The organism is Butyrivibrio sp. FC2001 (assembly GCF_000424125.1).
Classification (GTDB): Bacteria; Bacillota; Clostridia; order Lachnospirales; family Lachnospiraceae; genus Butyrivibrio.
The window spans coordinates 97058-116052 of the sequence record NZ_AUJH01000019.1 but is presented as its reverse complement, the minus strand read 5'-3'; the positions used below and the strand labels follow the sequence as shown (position 1 = coordinate 116052).

Genomic DNA, 18995 nt, shown 5'->3' with positions numbered 1-18995 from the left:
CCAATTATTACATCAGATTCTATTCCCATAAAACCATTACCTCTGCTCTATAATATTACTCGCTCTCACTGAGATATAGGCTCACTCTGCTCTGTATGATATTAGCGACTTCATCAGCACTTTTCTGTCCTGCATAAAACGCCCCCACTTCTTCGCTGATAATATCAAGGATCTTATTGTCCACAGGGGAGATTTCTTTCACAGACATTATAAAATCGCTAAAATACTCTGCCTCCTCCTTGCTAAGTGCTTTTCTTTCCACGTTAACACCTGCAATATTGAATTCTTTATGAGCTATTAGTGAATCTCCATATATATCTCCCAGTTCGACCTGTGATTTTTTTACAAGAAAATTAAACGCCTTTTCAGACACCGGAAATCCATCTTCTATTTTTTCCTGATATTCATCTGATAGGAAAGATTTAAGAAAACGCCATGCAGATTCCTTATCTGTACATGAACTGCTTATTGCAATTTGTAATGGTAGGCTTATATATGATTTTCCGCATTTTTCAGATGGATAACCATTAAATACGATATCTCTTCCAAAATATCCGTCTCTTATCACCTGATAAAAATCAAAGTCAAAAAAAGTATATGGCAAGAGAAGAGCCTTGTTTTCCCTATAATAGCCTTCTCTTTCACTGCTGTATTCCACGCCATCTTCTGCTCCCGGAAATGATGAAATAAGATCAAGTAACGCTTTAAAGCCTTCGGAATCATATCCGCTTATACCTTTTTCATAATCTATAAATGAAGAGCCACAGAGTGAGTAATAAATGTCCGAGTAATCTCGTATATGAAAGCCCATTCCATCAGTAGGATCCATGCCCTGCCTACTGCAAATATCTTTATAATTCTCCAGTGTTACTATTTCATCCCCTACTATATCCTTGGCTGCAACACATGTATTAATCTGGAATTTGGGAACTAAAAAGTAATGATTTCCCTTTATAGATGTAGCCTCTACAACATTTTCGAGGATTTTTTCCAGTGATATTTCCTGATCCTGTTCTACATATTTATCGAGAGATTCCAGTGCACCTTTATCAATGTAGCTTCTCCAGGGCATATCATCATCAAGTATGAGAATATCCGGTGCATTTCCCTGAACCATATCCAGATTAAGTCTTTCGTATGAGGCTGACAAATCGCCTTCTTCCGCACCAGCATCATTTTCTGTATAATCCAGAATCTTTAGCCTTACTTTATCGTTCTCCTGATTAAACCGAATCATCTGATTCCTGACGTCATCATCAATCCCCATCATCCCTATTGTCAGAGTAGTTTTTGATGTAACGTCTTCCGGTTTAACTTCTGTGACACCGCATAAACTATACTCATCATTTCCAAGTGATCCATATATAACCATGTTATCAGGAGATGGTTCCGCTATAATTGCAATATACCCCATCTGAATATCTGACAGGACATAATCATATATCAAAGTCGCTTCCATATCCCCAGTATTAAAGCCGTAAATGCCATCCTTTTCAGCCACATAGAAATCAAAGGTACTTCCCGGAAAAAGACTTTGACAGTTCACATGTAATGATTGTGGAGTCTCAACTACTTTCCCAAATGTTTTTGAATCACAATTAAACTCATAAAGCTTGTAATCCAAATTGCTATCTTCTTCGCAGATATAAACCTTGCCATTCCTTGTCTTAAGAAGTTTTGCGTCATAGTAATTAGGAATATCCGTATCTCTCTTTACTTTTTCTGTGAATTTTCCATCATTTTCATCATATATTGATAATTCACCTTCTCCGACAATTACTACCCCTACACCATTTACATAAGCTACATCACGGATATCATTCTCACAATCAGCTTCAGTTAATGGTGCAGACCACATCATATTTCCCTGTGCAGATAACTTAACAAGACACTTTTCTGATGGTGAAGAATCATCGCTATAGGCCGTCTTTATAATGAAAATATTCCCACTATCGTCAACTGTAAATTTCTCATAATAATAATCTGATTCTTCCGGCAAGAGTATTTCCTCAAAATCTCTCTCCACAGTTAGCTTCAAGATAGATTCAGCCGTCAGGATTTCTCCATGATAGGCATGAAAATAGCAGCAGCCATTAACGACAGAAAAGCTATCCGAATAAAGACTCATATCCGCATTGGGAAGTTTTTTGTCTTCCAATTTAAAAACATGACTTCTTTCTCGAACATCTTCATCCCGAACAACTGCTACCGGTGCTTCATTTTCACTTATGTTCTCAGCTTTTCCGCACGCTCCTATGAGTAACACAGACATGCACATCCCCACCGCCAAGCTTCCCCAAGTATTGACTTTTTTCATATTCCACCAAACAATTTATTTTTCCTTGATTCCAAAAAACTTAATAGTAAAACACAATAGTTCCGGATTCATAACTCTCATCATTTCCGAAAGCAGCTTCTCCTTTGCACCATCCACTCATGAAAAATAAAACATTTTCAAATTCAAACGTACTGTCCGCAAGGCACTGCTTTGTATCATATACATATTCTATGGCGTAATCCTGCTTTGCTTCTGAAACAGTTTCATCTTCTATCATTGTCTCAAGTTTTTCTGTTGATGGAACTTTTAACCTATTAACAACCTTGTTATATTGAGATGAACCTTCATCATAACGTTGAGCTATACATATCGTGGCATAGAATATTCTTTTTATTAGTAATGAAAAATCATTTTTTTCTGATCTCTTCAAGACAACGTCCAAGCGGTGTTTCACCCTTCTTACATGGAATATTGGGTGCTGTTCCCTGAACTGCATTAATACTTCCATCAGGATTTTCGCCTACGCAGTCTGAAAAACCGATCAGTACACCCGAATCAGGAAGTAACAATAGAATCGGTGAAGTATGATTACCATCCCCCGATGTCTGTGTGCCTACTATAGTAGCCCAACCAGTAGCTTTGCAAAAACCTGTAAATGTTTCTGCAGCAGAATAAACATTACCACTTGTTAAAACCCATCTTTTGATCTCTTTATTGACTGTCTTACCTTCATAATAATCATAAGGGATACTATAAATAAGCTTACTATATCTGTCTAATCCCAAATCCTCGACCCAGTCAGGTGCATCACTCAAATCGGATACGGGAAAAGTTACAATATTTGAACGATACTCTTCAAACAACGGAGACGATTTATAGTAATTACGAATCTCGTAATCATAGTGCCCACCAAATGGAGAAATCAGATTATCTGTCCAATAGTAATTGCTTCCCCCACTATTTCCCGTAATGTCAAAAATGATATGCTTAGTTTCAGGATATTGCTCCAAAGACTCATATATAATATCTCTGTCTCTATAAATAAGATCCCATCCAAAAGACGATATTTTAAGATATAGCGTGTCACAATCAGAATAGTATTGAGAAAAGATTTCCTCATTAGATGCGGAGCCAGTCTCATATTCCGTGGCCTCAGACACATCATAGCGTTTAGAAAGCAAAGGGCTGGTCACAACTTTTAAATATGGATCATTTTCCTCAGCTACCATATCTTTCTCTTCTTCCGGAACATAATAAGCCCTCATGTATTCGCTAGGTGTGATTACACGCAGATGGGCAAAATTATTCAATTCCGAAAGCATGCTTTCTATTTTTCCATAAAATTGGTCTTCATCTGAAACAGCTTCTATTTCCTCTGCATACCTCGAGTATATTTCATCCGTATCAATTCCTACCGATTGCAGATATGGTAAATATGGGTAGGTATTTCTGAGTGCATCCCACAGCACCTCATAATCGCTCATATATGGAGCTTCACCTTTTTCCTGGCTAAAGGTAATGCTAACATTGTTACCACAAAATACCTTAATCTGCTTTATCAAATTGTCTTTATCATCTTCAGATAACTCACGTGCCCCGGTATCAATAGAAACTTCTTGAACCACTAAATCATCAGATACAACAGTTTCAACCTCTGCATCATCTATGTTTAGCTGTTCCGCTATTACATCTAATAACTGTTTTTCAATATATTTCCCATACTCATCTGCTGTGACCGGTGTAGCATCTGTTAATGATTCTATATCCGCAGGATCTTCCGTTACATTTTGCCCTGATGAACCATTTCCACATCCATTCAGTAAAAGCATGATGAATACTGCCCCAATGGTGATTCTCCTAGACCAAAAGCTCTTTACCATACCTTTTCCCCTACTTTACGACCATCATCTATTCTCACTAAGGTAAATGCTAACCCTGCTCTGGATGATATCGGCTACTTCTTCCGCAGTTTTCTGATCCTCATAGAAAGCATCTGCCTCTTCATATATGATGGTCGATATCTTATTTTCATACGCTACAGTATTAGTCAGGGATTTGATGAAATCCATAAGTCTGTCTGTTTCTTCCTTTGACATCTCTGTGATTTCTATATCCTGTCCACCTGCATGCCAGGATTCTGAGGTTTCAACCTTTTTGCCATCACTATCGATGTAATACGGCTTGTGCTGAGCCTTCTCAGCCTGAGCTTCTAAGGCACTTGTCTTGATTGGGAATCCATAATCCAGACGGTCCTGATAATCATCTACAAGAAATGATTTCATGAATTCCCATGCTGCTTCCTTGTTTTTACAATCCTTGTTCATTGCTATTTGAGAATCAACTGAAATATAGGACTCTCCACCATCGGCTGTGGGGAAGCCGTTAAACACTATATCTTTGCCAAAATAACCTTTTTCCAGCACCTGATATTCTTTGAAGGAAGAAATATTATATGACAGAAGAAGTGACTTGTTTTCCCTGTAATACGTATCATATTCTTCGTAATCCATATCCTCATCCATTTCCTCAGGGAACTGTTTTACAAATTTCAAAAGATCGACAAAGCCATCAGAATCATAGTTGCAGGTCGCATTCTCATAGTCTATATATGTAGTTCCTGTAGTGGCATACAGTTCAGAAGCTGAATTTCTGGTCATTGCTCCCATGCCGACAGCAGGGTCTATACCGTTCTTTTCACAAATATCCTTATAATTCCCAAGTGTGACCTTTTCATCTCCTACATTATCCTTAGCAGCCACGCAGGTGCTGACCGAGAACGAAGGAACAACTGTATAAAGCTTTCCGCCAACACGGGTCGAATCCACAATATTTGTCACATAATCAGAGAGCTGTATGTCGGTATCGTTTTCAATATAGGAATCCAAAGGCTCAAAAACGCCCTTTTCGGCATAGCTCTGAATCGGCATATCATAGTCAACAATCAGCATATCCGGTCCCTGTCCCTGTACAAGGTCAAGTCCCAGTTTATTTATGGAATCGCTATAGGCATCGCCTGTATCATCCATGTTATCCTCTGCATAGTCGATCAGACTTATCCTGTATTTGTCGCTCTTTCTGTTGAACCTGACTACCTGCTTTCTAACATCCATCGGTGTCCAGACGGTACCGATTGTGATCGTCTCCTTATCAGCAATTTCTGACGGATCAACTTTTACCATGCTTGCAAGCATCGGTTTACTGTCTTCATCGTTATTAAGCACATACAGCTTTCCACTCTCATCATCTCCTACATAGCTGAAATAATTGGACAGTATGTCAGAAGATGTCAGATCGCAGATAAGGGTTGTTTTCTCATCACCAATATTAAATGCACTTATGCTTGTTGAATCAGCTATATAAAAATCATAGCATTTTCCGGGATATAAACTGCTTCCGCCATATACTCCTTCTGGAAGGGATGCCTCTCCATCAAAGGACATGTTATCCGGGTTGAATTTAATCAGTCCTGTTGAATTACCATCCCAATTATCTTCATAGATGTATATGCTGCCATCCCTCATGGCATACATGTATGCATAATAGTAATCGTCATCACCATCAGGCTTTCTCTCTGCGATCTGTTTTCCCTCACCGGTATTCTCATCATATAATGAGAATTTTCCACTACTCTGAGTAAGGATACCTTTGTCCTTAACATATATCATGGAGCGGACATAATCCTTGGCATCAGATTCCGTGAGAGGCTGATCCCATATAACATCCCCTGAAGGAGACAGCTTGACCATAGTGGTTTTAACATCGGAATCAGAAGCTGCTTCTGAAATTGTTGTATCGTCAGTTGTTGCTTCTACATTTTCTTCATTATTATCATCTGAGTCTTCTTCTATAGCTTCATCTGAATCTTCATCCTCTTTTGAAGCGGCTTCTTCCACGGATGTTTCTTCCGCTGTTTCAGCACTTTCGTTATCTGAAACAACTGCTTCATCAGATTCTTCTTCGTCTTCCATTGCCTGGATCTTAGCCATGTATTCATCAGAGTACACCGTCTTTATGAGATAAAGATTTTCTTTCTCATCAACTGCCAGAGATCTGTATGAGGTATTACCGTCTGTATCAAGCGGGATCTTCTCGACATTTTCTGCATCAAATCCCATTTTGAGCAGGGAGATCTCATCCTCATCTCCACCATAAAAATCTACCAGCGTATAGAAATTCTCCTTTGTTGTACAGCAATTCTGAATATAGCTGTCCCCATTGACCGGCAGCTCTATATCCTCCATCCGGTAGACATGATCCTTATCAATCCTGGATTCCACTTTGGTTTTTTCCTGTTCAGGTGCAGTCTCTTTTTTCCCACACGCACTTGTAAAAACCATGGTGCATACCATCCCCATGGTAAGCCCCTTCTTCCAAAAACTCTTTTTCATACACCTTTTTCTCCTATTTTCCAGCCATCAGCTATTTTCACTAAGATAAAGACTAACCCGGCTCTGTATGATATCAGCCACCTCTTCCGCCGATTTCTGGTTCTCATAGTAAGCCCCGGCTTCTTCGGTTATTATGTTTTCAATCTGGATTTCATTAGTTGATACATCCGTCACCGATGAAATGAAATCTATCACGGTTTCTATTTCTTCCTTAGAGAGTTCATCGAGCTGGTATTCCTCATTTCCTATCCCAAGGATATCACCCGTATATACTTCTTCGCCCTTTGAATTAGTATAGTAAGGTCTTTCCTGCGCTTTTGCTGCCATCGCTTCAAGAGCACTTTTCTTTATTGGAAAATCCCTTTGTAATTTATTTCGATAATCATAGTCATAAAAAGACTTCATGAATTCCCAGGCAGCGTCTTTATATTTACAGTTGTGGTTCATTGCTATCTGCATTCCCATGGAGAGGAAGGATTTTCCTCCATCATTTGTTGGATAACCATTAAACTCTACATCCGTGCCAAAGTATCCATCAAGCAGCAGCTTATAGTCCTGAAAAGATGCCAGGGTATAATCCAAAAGAAGAGCTTTATTTTGCCTGAAGTATGTTTCGTATTCTTCCCACTCATCGTTATCTTCATCATCTTCTGTTTCTTCCGGAAACTGATTAATGAATTTCAGAAGATTAACAAAGCCCTCTGAATCAAAACTGCAGGTTCCATTTTCATAATTAATAAAAGTGCTTCCTGTGGTTTCGTAGAAGTCCGTGGCTGCATCTCTTGTCATATAGCCCATTCCGACAACAGGATCAATACCATTTGCTTCGCATATTTCTTTATAATTCTCCAGTGTGACCTTCTGATTTCCAAGCTTATCTTTAGCTGCAACACAGGTATTCACATAAAAAGACGGAACAACGGTATACAGTTCTCCATTTACTCTTGTGGCATCGACCACATTGGGTAAAAGATCAGAGATGCTAATATCAGGATCATTTTCAAAATATGAATCAAGAGGCTCAAACACACCTTTCTTCGCATAATTCTGAAGAGCTGCAGAATGGTAAACCACCATAATATCCGGCCCCTGCCCCTGAACAAATTCCAGCCCCAGCTTATCTACACAGTCAAAATATCCTGACAAATCCGCTCCTGCGCTGTCAGTAGCATAATCAATCAGCTTAAGCCTGTATTTATCACTCTTTTTATTGAATTTGGAGACCTGCTTTCTGACCTCATCAGATATGAAAATGGTTCCAACTGTGATAATCTCTTTTTCCGTAATTTCTGATGGATTGATTTTTGTCAAACTTGCAAGCTCAGATTCTTCATCGGGCATTTCATTTATTACAAAGATTTTTCCGTTTTCATCATCCCCGATATATGTCAGGTAATTTATTACTATATCCGATGCCTCAAAGTCACAGACAAGCGTCATCTGCTCGTCCCCAAGATTAAAGGCCTTTATTCCGGAGCGCTCTTCAACATAAAAATCGAAGGCTTTTCCTGGATAGATTCTATTCCCATTCTGAGCATCGTTTGGAATAGAAACCTCTTCATCAAAATCCATCGTATCCGGGTTGAATTTTTTAATGATAAGACCGTTTTCATTGTAGGAATTGTCATATAGATATACGTTGCCATCTCGCAGCGTATATAGATTTCCGAAGTAGTAATCATCAGAAGAATCATCATTTCCCCCTATGATTTCTTCTCCTTCATCGGTGTTTTCATCATAAAATGAAGATGCGCCTCTACTATAGGTCAGGATTCCCCTACCCTTAACATAGGCCATGCTCCCTACTGTCAGCTTCGAATCTGTCTCAGTAAGCGGTTTTTCCCATATAATATTCCCTTCTGCTGAAAGTTTTACAATAGTAGAAGTAGTGTTGTCAGCACGAAATTTTTCCGAGTAGGCAATCTCTTCCTCATTTTCATAAGCTTCCAGCCAATCATCGGTGTAAACTGTCTTTACCAGATACAGATTTTCATCTTCGTCAGCTGTCATCTCACAGTATGCAATATTATAGGCAGCTTGAAGGGGAATCTCAGCCACAGCTCCGGAAGCATAATCAACCCTCATTATCTCCGGAGCAGCTTCGCTCCCTTCGTAGTAGCCTATCAGTGTGAAAAAACTGTCCTCTGTGCTGCAACTGCTAATGCAGTAACTACTATCCTTTACAGGTAAGTCGATGTCCTCCCACCGATATACATGATCCTTGTCAATCGCAGGTTCAACATCAGCGTTTTCCTGCAGAGCTACATTTTCCTTATTTCCACATGCACCAAGGATGGTCATGGTACATATCATGCCCATAGCTAATACTCTTGTCCCAAAACTCTTTTTCATAGTCCCCTTTTCTCCCATTTTGAAAGCCTTATCTCAATCTCGTTATGTAATGCCATAAAAGTATCTACTTCAAAAACAATCACCCCCCTCATTTATATAACGCGTGAGCATCCTATTTCGGGACACAAAATCTGCTTATTTTAAGATTTTCTTCTGCCATATAATCCCAAAATAAGAGTAGAACACCCCATCGTTCCCACTATAGCTCTCCATATCAAACCGGGGATTCCAAATAATGGTGGGAATGGACATAAAAGAACAAATATAATAATCCAGATTCCAACAATACAAAATATCAAGCTTTTCATATATACCTTCCCTCTAATCATCTTGCTAAATTCATATTATCATCTATTTTTTCAGATAAATCTTAATAATTCTTAAGTTTTCCTAAGTCGTATAAAATCTATGTTATAGTAAAGAAAAACCATAATAAGGACACATTATGAGCTCACAGACCATACTGATAATTGAAGACGATGAAAGCATAATATGTAATGCCATAAGTATCGACTTTTAAAAACAGTCAACCCATCCACAGCTTTTAATGTCATCAAATGTAACTTCTTTATTTAATTCAGAACCATTAGTTAACGGCTCCGGTTTGGCAGACATATCCCCAAATGACACTACCGTTATAATTATTGCCACAATTACCCCCAAGCAGATCACTACCAGCTTTTTTGTATGCATATTATTCCCTCCGCTGATCTTTAGAATGAACAACTAACTTTCTACACAAGACTGTACTAATCAGGAAATGTCATTATTAAAACCATGCTTCGTAATAATACCAGCCGTTACCAATTTTCTTAGTTATTCCGCCATTATCACCTTCGTCATGCCACTTCCAGTAGCCATTTTCTGCTTCCAAATTGACATCAACATTCTGAAAAGCTTGTGGCTGATCTGAAGGAGAATAATAAAAGCCATAATACTTGGAAGCAGGAACTATTCCTTTTCCTGTATACGTAAATTGAACAATTTCTTCACTCTCTGAATTTCTGAAAACTCCATCCATTTTAGCCTTTTTGAATGTTTTTTTAGACAAATCCCCATCTATCATGTTCTGAGCTATATCTGTAAGTTGAAGTTTATTCTCTTCTACAAAGGCTATTATCTGTTTTTCTCTAGATGGTCTTGTACATAAAAAAATCATAAAAGCCGCGATAGTGCCGATTAAAACTGCCATAAATCTAACTTTTGCAAATATATTTTTCATGTAAATCCTCCTGGCAAAGTTTTCCCTTCTCAAGTATCTTTAATCCCCTCATTTATATAACGCATGAGCATTTAATTTCGGGACAATTAATCCCATCCTTTTCTATTTTCTTATCTCCAACATGTTATATGGCTCCACCTTTAATTCTTTTTTAGGTATATGTTGTTCAAAAAGCTCGCCATCAACATACAAGTCATATCCGTCCGGCGTAAGCTGTAAATATGCATTATCCTTTGTTATGAATATTTCGTCCTCAACATAAGGCGGATCATAGAGAGGCTGTATGACCGGTACGTATGATGCAAAAAGAAGAACCAGTCCCAGCATTATGATCACAGAATTCTTCCTTTTATCTGTTCTTATATCAAAGAATACTCGGCGTGCTCTTGATACAAGCATTCTTTTCTGCGTAATTCCTGAAAAGCTTGCCACGCTGTACCCATAAGGCTTCATCGCTCTTATGACTGCCATCTTTTTCATGGTCTCAATATAACTGATCTTCTCTTCCTGTGAGTAACCTCTTACAGCAGCTTCATCGCATCTTCTTTCAGAAAGCATTTCAAAATCAACTTCAAGGAGTCTAAGCACCGGATTCCACCACAAAATACAGCTTGCAAGATGAAGCAGCATTTTGGTCAGGACATCCCTGTGTTTGATATGTGATGCTTCATGGAATAAGATATTTCTGATATCCAGGTCCGAATAATCCACCGCTGGCAATATCACACCATAATTTATAACCCCAACCGAAACAGCCTCTTCAATAAATTCAGACATTACTATTTTCTTCGGATCCAGGCCCGCGCTCCTTGCTATAAAGGCATATTCCTTAGGAAGCTCTTTACCCTGTATAATTAAAAGTCTAATACTGTTTCTGTTTTTTAAGACCTTATATCCCCAGAAGCCGATTGCAAAAGCAGCACCGGCAATCCATATGACTATCAGCAGTGAACCTATAGATATAACATTGCCTATCCTTGAGTTCAAAAAATCATTAAGGCCTGTCATCACTATCCTCGATGGGATTACAAATGAAATGCATGTTTCTATGGGAATTATGATCCTTACAAGAAGCATGACAAATGCTGCAATCCATGGGGTCATTCCTGCGGAAAACATGTTGCTATCTCTTTGCACAGCTATATGAAAAGTCAGCGCAACCGCTGTTCCAAAAAACATCGCAGTAAACACAGACCAGGTACTTATACTTATCATTTCCCGATTTCCTTCTTCTTTTCTTTTACAAGTCTGTCCAGTTCCTCTATTTCATCCGCATCAACTTTTCCAGTCCCAATTATCCCTGAAACCAGCTGAGGCAAAGATATCTTCCCTTCATATTGCATCAGTTCTTCCATCATATATTCCGTGCAGCTGACCTCAGGTGCAAAAGTCCTGGCAATTGTCTTCCCACTGTGCGTATATCCCACTTCTTTAAGAAGGCCTTTTTTTATAAGACTGTTTATGATAGAAAAACCTGATCTGTCCTTCCAACACCTGTTAGGACTTGCCTCGATCAACTCTGCCAGAGACATCTCTTTCTCCGCTGTCCAGTATGCCTGCATTATCTCCATCTCGCTCTGTGTTAAGTACATCCGTTATCTCCCTGTATTTTATTTAAACAATTTGAATTTCGCCTGATACGGCTGATTTCCCCAAAGTTATATATAGAGTATATGGCATTTGATAGTATGCGTCAATTCATTTTGACTGTATCTTTTTGTTTTTATTAAACAAAAAAGCTCTTAGGAAATCCCAAAAGCTTTTCAGTAAATCATTTTATAAATCTTCTCGAACCATTCTAATTTCTACAGCGACAAGACTCTTAGTTTCCATAGTTTTTATTATGATTTCTATATCATAATCACCCTTTCACAATTCTTAATTCTTTAACCTGTTGCGATATTCTGACATTACCTCCACGGATAAGCTGCTCCCCAACTTCAGTAAAGCCCATCTTTGCATGAAAAGCCAAACTCTCTTTGTTATAAGGAACAGTAGTAATCGCAGCAGCCACTATCTCTATGTCATTTTCTTTAACATAATCAAATGCATATTGATATAACTTACGTCCTAAACCTTTTTTCCAGTATTTTTTATCAACAACAACTCTGTCTATATAAAGGAATTTGGAATACCGCTCTTTAAACCATCTATAGCTCTTGAAATCATAGTCCTCAAGGCCTTCTCGTAAAGCAATGATAAAACCGGCAGGAACTTCGTCTACATAGATAATCTGAAAGAGAGCTGCCTTTTCAGCAAGATATTTCAGTTCTTCTCTATCAGTAGGTATCAGGACATCGACATTTTCTTCATTTAATTCAAGAACATAGTCATAATCCTTAGGTTCTATTCTTTTAATCATCTACATATACCTTGAATTCATACCACTCTTCATCTGTTTTCTTAAATCCTATCGGTTCAAACATACACTGACTCTGTTTATTAAAGGAATAGATATTAGCCTTGACTGTCTGCATGCCTTTTTCTTTCGCCAATCTCAGCATATCCTGAATGCAACGTCTTCCAATATGCTGATTCTGATATTCCTTACATACCACAATGGCTACTTCAGCATTCTCCCTAAGCGAAACATCTCCAACCAGCGTCCCCTTGTACTCTATATAGTAACAATCTCCATGAGAACCGAGATAGTCATACATACAATGCAAAAGTTCCAGATCATATGGTTCATCCCTGTTGTCAACCTGTTTACATACATCAAGATCCTGATACCAGGGAAGTGATACCTCATCGTTTCTGTAATATGGAATCAGTCTTATTTCATCATCTATAATCCGTTCTTTCATCTTCCTTTTTAATACTTTCCCAATACTTCTTTACTTCAGTTATTTTCTTAACCACACTTTCCGGGAAAGGCTCATTATCATCCAGCGCAAGTAACTTATCAATACTATCAACAGCGCTCTGTCCCAAATCATCATATAGGGCTGGCTTAAAGTCTTCGTTTGCATGCCAAAACTTTATTTTCCCGGAAAGACTGTTGGTTGGATTCCTATCATACTCCTGCGCTAACGAATATGCTTCATCAACACAATTTCTCATATCATCATACTCTTTAAGGCAGGACAGGCACATAGCCTTAAGAATCAAAAGCGTAACTTTCACTTTGGATAAATAGCTATTTTCCTCTTTGGAGATAGAATCAAAGAATTCCATCCCCCACTGTATAAAATCATAGGCTTCCCTAAAAGCTTTTGTTTTATCTGTAGCAATGAGCGCTCCTGTCATACTCATGGAAAGGCCTATCATCCTGACAATTACTGCGACCAAAACTCTTGTAAATACATGTAGTGAATCATCAATCCTGCCTGTCTTCATTAATATGCGAGCTATATTTATATCTGCTATGCCTAAATAATTTATTTTTTTGAAATCTTCAATAGCCTCCTCCGGAGCTTTTTCGCTTTTGAGCTCAGCAATCATAAATCGTATAAATACCTCATTAAAATCCGGATCATCATTTTGAGATATGTATCTTAGCGAAGCTTCATATAGCTCTATTGACCTTTTCCTATGTGCCTCTGAGCCATCTAAGGTGTAAATGACCGAGTATAACTGTGCAGACTCTTTGAGAATTTTAAAGTTCCCAGGGTATCTAACAATAGCCTTTTCTGCCGCAGCCATTGCCTCATCATGTTTTCCCTCATTTAACAGCTTATTTATTCTTTTTTCAATGTCCGTAACCCTTTTAGAGGACATATCATATCCAAGAAGAACATCCATGGAAATACTGAAAAAATCTGCCAGTTCCATAAGTGTGACGATATCCGGAACAGTACTTCCATTCTCCCATTTTGATACGGCACCTACCGTAACACCAAACGCCTCTGCAAGAGCTTCCTGAGTAAGCCCCATTTCCTTCCTATACTTTTTGATATTTTCATGCAAATTAAGCTGCATCTGCTGTTTTTACCTCTCTTTTTTCAAGCTCTGGCCTTGTCAGAACCAGTGCCAGAAGAACTGCTAACGAAAATACTGCGCTAAAAATCATTATATTTGAAGTGCTCATATATGTTACGAGCCCGCTTATCCCAAATGATCCGACAGGCATAGCCACCGTTGAAGTTGCATCAAACACCGCTGAGGCTCTTGCCATATATTCCTGATCAACGCATTTCATGAACTGGATACCAAGAACGCCACCAATAAGTGAAGCTGCAATAGTCAATTCAAAGAAGCAAACACTCATAACGATATAGCAGGCTGTCTTATTTCCGGCAAAAATGCCTCCGACGGGTATTCCCAAAAGTCCAATCCCCAGTGCTGCTGTTCCTAAGCCTGTAATGCTCAAGGGAGAAAGCTTCCTTGACAGAAGCGGTAATAAGGCAGAACCTGCAATACCTCCCAGCGCGGAAAAAACTCCTGCAAAACTGAGTATCTCAGCACCGGTCTTGAAGATTTCACTTGCTATAGGTGCCTGGAGTGCATTTATCGGTACGAGCATAAAATTCAGCGCCACACAGAGCATACAGAAATTCCTGACAACCGGAGTCTTTGCAGTATATGCGATTCCATCCTTAAATAATCTGATGATACTCTCTTCTGAATTACCTGCTTTGCTATTGCTGCATTCCGAAAAAGCTATTCCATCACTTTTCATAAGTCCGACAAGAATAGCTGTGACTAAAAAAGTCGCTATATCTATGCACATAGCTGCCGTAGCTCCTGCTCTCGCCAGGATTACTCCGCCAATTCCTGTGCCTATCAGAGTTGCAGCACTTGAAAGCATCTTATTCAGGCTGATGCCTGCTGTCATATGCTCTTTCCTGATCACGTTAGCAGTATATGCAGACGCTGCAGGTCGATCAAATGACTCAATCGTTGTGATAATAAGCGTTATTACCACCATTACAACAGGTCCAATATGCCCGAAAATATATAAGGCTACAAAAGATGTGATTACAATTGCTCTCAGAAGGTTTGTTATTATCAGGACCCTTTTCTTATCCATCTTTTCGACAATAGCGCCTGCAAATGGCTGCACTACTACATTGGGTAGGAAATTAACTCCAAATACTATTGCTGACCACGCCGCACTGTGAGTGATCTGATATACAATCCATGTGAAAGCTATTGAATCTATAGAATCCCCAAAACGATTGACCATGTTTGAAAGAATGAGTTTTCTGTAATCTGGTATTCTAAGTATTTGCCTATATGATATTTCTCTGTTCTGTTCCATAAAAGAAGCCTCCCATCCGGTTCTGTTGGCTTCATTTTAGGTGGATTTCATATAAATAATAATACACCAATTGTATAGTTTAGAAAGATAAATATTTCCAGTCAGGAAAACAGTGTTGAGTAAAGGTCAAGACGATATCAGGCAAGCTTGTTCTGATCCTGCAGCATTTCCCGACGTTCAATAGCTTCCTCAGTCAACTGTTTCTGATAATCCTTTTTCTTGTAATACTCCTCAAGCTGCTTCTTTTGTCTGGCAGCTTTTTGAGCTCTCCTCTGAGCGTTAGTATTATTATTGTTTCTCTGTCGATTCTGAGTACTCTGATTTCTTATCTGTTCCATTAACTGATCAAGCTTTTCTTCATCCGATAATAGTTCAGCCTCGCGTCCTTTTATAGCCATATCCACATGCTGAATAGTCCCTGCTCCCCCGTTCTCTTTTAGGAACATGCCTGTTTTCCGGATCTTTCCGTCAAGAACCTGATCTGCACCATCCATTCTGAATTCTGTCTCTTCTGCTCCAAGGAAAATCGCTCCGACGCCTGCATCCTTAAGACTCTTTAACTCATCGCCGTTTTCAGTCTTGTACCACACTTTGAGCTGATCAAAAACCTCATCATTTTCATCGATCCAGCCATTTCCATCTATGTCATATTCTGCAAGATCCTTGAAGCCATCACCACTTTTCACTCCAAAAAGCTCATTTCCATCGTTAATCTTGCCATCTCCATTTTTATCCAGTGTAAGGAACCCGCTTCCTTCACCAAGCGTAGAGATCTCATCCTCTTTTCCATCTGCATCCAGGTCAAATTTGAATTTCTTATCACTAAGCTCTGCAGTGTCGGATCCTGTATTTATGATAAGTGGATCAAACAGCGCATCTAGCGGAGAAGCCATCGGTACAAAAACTTCTGACACTTTGCATCGTTCCATAGAGGCGTTCATATTAACATCAATACTTCTACCATCTGTAGTTTTGACTGTTCCCTTAGCTTCATATGTTGTCATTTCCTTCTCTGTTGTTTTATCGACAAGGCCAACAAATCCCATGTTGCTGCCTTTTCCCGTCTGGCCGTACTGTTTATCATAATATCTTGAAGCTGTACTGTTTATTTCACTCTGATCAATTCGCATATATATTTCCTCCAGATACTTCCGAGACACAAAAAGCGCCTTAGTTCAAATTAGATCCCTCGAACCAAAGCGCTTTCCGTAGCTTTAATCTATGTAGTTTTCCCTTACGCCAGCCAGTTTCCTAAAAATGATGAAAGTCCATAGTTCCCAGTAAGCCCATAGCTGCTTCCTAACCCATAACTACTCATCAATCCATAAAGGCTGTTGGTCCCATACAATCCATTGCTGCCATAAGCACTGGTTGTACTATTCCTTACAGCTGTCGCAGCCACGCTCTGAATCAGTGTAGAATTAGAACGGATCCTCTGACCAAATGAACCATCCCGTCCAAGCAGGTTTTTGACTTTATCCTTATCAGCTGCCTTAAATTTCTTTTCATCAATGCTTAGTGTTCCATTTTTGCTGTTATAGCTGATACCAATTTCACTAAGAGCATTTTTATTGCCGGCAGCATCATTTTTCATGGCAGTAGCTCTGGTTCCGATAATTGTAGCTGTGCTGTTCTTTGCCTGCGAAACTATGTCATTATATCCATCAACAAGATTCTTTGCACTGTTATACAGCTCATCAGTATTTTTATCATTGTAGATATAATCGCTGCCAAGTGCCTTCCCGGCTGCCTCAGCCTTTACACCGCCCTCAAGCACTGAACTGTTTGCTCTGGCAGAACTACCATTAAGCTTGTTATACAGATTGCTGTTTCCCGTTGAACGGATATTTCCAGCGTTTCCATACCTGCCTGATGAAAAAGCTCCGGTATTTTTTCGAGTGCCTGATTCAACAGCCTCTCGTCTTTCTGCCCTGGACATTTTCATAAAAGTATCCGCATAGCTTGCCTGTGCAACAGCCTGACCTTTGGTAAGCTGTTGTCTTCCACTTTTTCTTACGGATCCCGTTCCATAGCCACTCCAAACTGAGCCGGCACCACCGATCCTGCTCATTAGCGCGCCTACATAATCCATCCCAAAATTCATGCGATCACCTCCTCACAAGGAGCTTTTTCCTTTGCTATTTCAAGTATCGTCCATGAAATGAGACAATTAAATAGGATTGTAACGAACGGACAGTTTAATGTAATGAATAGTCATTTTTCTTTTGACTGCAGCATTACCGTAACGATAAAAGTATTATTTCCAGTCTCCACTTTGACTCCGCCGAGATATTTTTCTGCGATGTTTTTTACACTTTTTAGCCCAATACCATGCTGCCCATTATCTGTTTTTTCCTTTTTCCTGCTAACTATTGAGCTATCTTTGTCCCGTATAACAGTTCCATCATAGGAATTTTCTGCTTTTATCAGATAAAAGTTATCTTTTGAAGTCCCGTACAGCTTAATAAATCGTTCTTTTTCCGATACCAATGCCACCGCTTCCAATGCATTATCTAAAAGGTTATTGAGTACAATAGCCATATCCATAGCACTGATACTCTTATCCTCAGGGTAAGAAAACTCACACTCAAAGGTACATCCCTGCTTTTCTGCCTGAGTTGCCGCTTCATTTATTACAACATCAGTAACCGGATTACCTGTAGAATATTTCACCCCACTGGCATTCAGCTCTATATCCATTTCACTTAAAAAATCACTTGCATCCTGATAGCGATTATTCTCGATAAAACTCTTTAAAATCATCAGCTTTCCTGCCATATCATGACGCAGAGTCCTGATCTGATCGTGATGTTTTTCAGTAAATTCTATCTTTTTTCTCAGAAACTCCTGCTCCTGCACCTGTTCCTGAAGCAAAAGATCTTCTTCCTTTAATCGCCTATACCGCTGCCAGGTTGCTATGGCTGATAATTCACCTATAAAGATAAGCACTGCAAGAATTGGCAGAGTATATCTAAGACTTCTCTTTTCGTCCAGCAAAACAAATACTTCCTTTTGCATGGGAACGACCATAACATCTACAATCATGTATGAGATAAAATAAGATACCGCAGAGTAGATTGAAAGATAGACTGCTTCCGTCCAGGTCATATCATACTGTTCTGGACAAATCCTTTTTATTAATAAAAATTCCAGCCACAATAGTACAGTCATAAATATTACTTGAGCCATCATCAGCAAAAACATCCTGATCCACAGTTCTTCTATCGCTCCCTCCAGCGAGTAGTCTATACTTCCTATGACTTTGTCTGTTACTGAATTAGAAGCTGCTGTATTGATCAAGTGCCAGACATAATAAATGTTCTGCCAGAGAAAAAACACAAAAAGCATATGTGGCATTGCCTTTTTGTCATAGAAATAGAATATGGCAATGATTGTCAGAACACTTATTATGGTAAATAGCCCTTTTACAGGGAAGGGAAGAGAATACAGACATAATGCTTCTATCGTAATTACTGCTGATAACACAATCCTTTTTACCCTGTTCAAAACCTCTTTTTTTATAAACAGGCGAATGAAATAAAACAAAAATAT

The 18995-nt window shown here is 39.0% G+C and carries 16 protein-coding genes; all 16 read right to left on the bottom strand.

Annotated features, from left to right (window positions below):
- Window positions 1–55: 55 nt before the first annotated feature.
- Window positions 56–2317: an ABC transporter substrate-binding protein gene (locus G601_RS0110815; RefSeq protein ID WP_155834515.1), complete on the bottom strand. Its 2262-nt coding sequence runs from the start codon at window positions 2315–2317 to the stop codon at window positions 56–58.
- A gap of 40 nt (window positions 2318–2357) precedes the next feature.
- Window positions 2358–2708, bottom strand: a complete 351-nt coding sequence (locus G601_RS0110810; RefSeq protein WP_026665359.1) for a hypothetical protein — start codon at window positions 2706–2708, stop codon at window positions 2358–2360.
- Window positions 2686–4158 carry a S41 family peptidase gene (locus G601_RS0110805; protein ID WP_026665358.1) on the bottom strand — a complete coding sequence of 491 codons (1473 nt, stop codon included), beginning with the start codon at window positions 4156–4158 and terminating at the stop codon, window positions 2686–2688. Before G601_RS0110805 ends, G601_RS0110810 begins: the two co-directional genes overlap by 23 nt.
- A gap of 24 nt (window positions 4159–4182) precedes the next feature.
- Window positions 4183–6666 (bottom strand): ABC transporter substrate-binding protein, encoded by a 2484-nt coding sequence (locus tag G601_RS0110800; RefSeq protein ID WP_026665357.1) that lies wholly within the window; start codon window positions 6664–6666, stop codon window positions 4183–4185.
- A 27-nt stretch (window positions 6667–6693) separates the two neighbouring features.
- Window positions 6694–9018 carry an ABC transporter substrate-binding protein gene (locus tag G601_RS0110795; RefSeq protein ID WP_026665356.1) on the bottom strand — a complete coding sequence of 775 codons (2325 nt, stop codon included), beginning with the start codon at window positions 9016–9018 and terminating at the stop codon, window positions 6694–6696.
- A gap of 516 nt (window positions 9019–9534) precedes the next feature.
- Window positions 9535–9711: a hypothetical protein gene (locus tag G601_RS26130; RefSeq protein ID WP_155829860.1), complete on the bottom strand. Its 177-nt coding sequence runs from the start codon at window positions 9709–9711 to the stop codon at window positions 9535–9537.
- A gap of 76 nt (window positions 9712–9787) precedes the next feature.
- A complete protein-coding gene (locus G601_RS0110785) occupies window positions 9788–10240 on the bottom strand; it encodes a hypothetical protein (RefSeq protein ID WP_026665355.1) in 453 nt (150 codons plus the stop codon).
- Between the two features lie 102 nt (window positions 10241–10342).
- Window positions 10343–11455 (bottom strand): M56 family metallopeptidase, encoded by a 1113-nt coding sequence (locus G601_RS0110780; protein WP_026665354.1) that lies wholly within the window; start codon window positions 11453–11455, stop codon window positions 10343–10345.
- Window positions 11452–11832 (bottom strand): BlaI/MecI/CopY family transcriptional regulator, encoded by a 381-nt coding sequence (locus G601_RS0110775; protein WP_026665353.1) that lies wholly within the window; start codon window positions 11830–11832, stop codon window positions 11452–11454. Before G601_RS0110775 ends, G601_RS0110780 begins: the two co-directional genes overlap by 4 nt.
- A 269-nt stretch (window positions 11833–12101) precedes the next feature.
- On the bottom strand, window positions 12102–12602 hold the full coding sequence (locus G601_RS0110770; protein WP_026665352.1) for a GNAT family N-acetyltransferase: 501 nt from the start codon (window positions 12600–12602) through the stop codon (window positions 12102–12104).
- Window positions 12595–13047 (bottom strand): GNAT family N-acetyltransferase, encoded by a 453-nt coding sequence (locus tag G601_RS0110765; RefSeq protein WP_026665351.1) that lies wholly within the window; start codon window positions 13045–13047, stop codon window positions 12595–12597. Before G601_RS0110765 ends, G601_RS0110770 begins: the two co-directional genes overlap by 8 nt.
- Window positions 13025–14161: a helix-turn-helix domain-containing protein gene (locus G601_RS22910; protein ID WP_035790671.1), complete on the bottom strand. Its 1137-nt coding sequence runs from the start codon at window positions 14159–14161 to the stop codon at window positions 13025–13027. Before G601_RS22910 ends, G601_RS0110765 begins: the two co-directional genes overlap by 23 nt.
- Complete coding sequence (locus G601_RS0110755) at window positions 14151–15443, bottom strand: MFS transporter (RefSeq protein ID WP_026665350.1); 1293 nt, start codon at window positions 15441–15443, stop codon at window positions 14151–14153. The genes G601_RS22910 and G601_RS0110755 overlap by 11 nt, the downstream gene beginning before the upstream one ends.
- Window positions 15444–15580: 137 nt before the next feature.
- A complete protein-coding gene (locus G601_RS25030) occupies window positions 15581–16573 on the bottom strand; it encodes a hypothetical protein (protein ID WP_051205750.1) in 993 nt (330 codons plus the stop codon).
- A gap of 104 nt (window positions 16574–16677) precedes the next feature.
- Window positions 16678–17547: a flagellar filament capping protein FliD gene (gene fliD, locus G601_RS0110745; protein WP_026665349.1), complete on the bottom strand. Its 870-nt coding sequence runs from the start codon at window positions 17545–17547 to the stop codon at window positions 16678–16680.
- A gap of 110 nt (window positions 17548–17657) precedes the next feature.
- Entirely contained in the window at window positions 17658–18950 is a 1293-nt protein-coding gene (locus tag G601_RS0110740) for a sensor histidine kinase (protein WP_196808868.1), read from the bottom strand.
- Window positions 18951–18995 lie beyond the last annotated feature (45 nt).

What these genes read in the sequence shown, in the direction of transcription:
- G601_RS0110785 (WP_026665355.1), bottom strand. Translation starts at nt 10,240, where the DNA reads ATGAAAAATATATTTGCAAAAGTTAGATTTATGGCAGTTTTAATCGGC.
- fliD (WP_026665349.1), bottom strand. Translation starts at nt 17,547, where the DNA reads ATGAATTTTGGGATGGATTATGTAGGCGCGCTAATGAGCAGGATCGGT.
- G601_RS0110805 (WP_026665358.1), bottom strand. Translation starts at nt 4,158, where the DNA reads ATGGTAAAGAGCTTTTGGTCTAGGAGAATCACCATTGGGGCAGTATTC.
- G601_RS0110755 (WP_026665350.1), bottom strand. Translation starts at nt 15,443, where the DNA reads ATGGAACAGAACAGAGAAATATCATATAGGCAAATACTTAGAATACCA.
- G601_RS0110780 (WP_026665354.1), bottom strand. Translation starts at nt 11,455, where the DNA reads ATGATAAGTATAAGTACCTGGTCTGTGTTTACTGCGATGTTTTTTGGA.
- G601_RS26130 (WP_155829860.1), bottom strand. Translation starts at nt 9,711, where the DNA reads ATGCATACAAAAAAGCTGGTAGTGATCTGCTTGGGGGTAATTGTGGCA.
- G601_RS0110800 (WP_026665357.1), bottom strand. Translation starts at nt 6,666, where the DNA reads ATGAAAAAGAGTTTTTGGAAGAAGGGGCTTACCATGGGGATGGTATGC.
- G601_RS0110765 (WP_026665351.1), bottom strand. Translation starts at nt 13,047, where the DNA reads ATGAAAGAACGGATTATAGATGATGAAATAAGACTGATTCCATATTAC.
- G601_RS0110775 (WP_026665353.1), bottom strand. Translation starts at nt 11,832, where the DNA reads ATGTACTTAACACAGAGCGAGATGGAGATAATGCAGGCATACTGGACA.
- G601_RS22910 (WP_035790671.1), bottom strand. Translation starts at nt 14,161, where the DNA reads ATGCAGCTTAATTTGCATGAAAATATCAAAAAGTATAGGAAGGAAATG.
- G601_RS0110815 (WP_155834515.1), bottom strand. Translation starts at nt 2,317, where the DNA reads ATGAAAAAAGTCAATACTTGGGGAAGCTTGGCGGTGGGGATGTGCATG.
- G601_RS0110770 (WP_026665352.1), bottom strand. Translation starts at nt 12,602, where the DNA reads ATGATTAAAAGAATAGAACCTAAGGATTATGACTATGTTCTTGAATTA.
- G601_RS0110795 (WP_026665356.1), bottom strand. Translation starts at nt 9,018, where the DNA reads ATGAAAAAGAGTTTTGGGACAAGAGTATTAGCTATGGGCATGATATGT.
- G601_RS25030 (WP_051205750.1), bottom strand. Translation starts at nt 16,573, where the DNA reads ATGCGAATTGATCAGAGTGAAATAAACAGTACAGCTTCAAGATATTAT.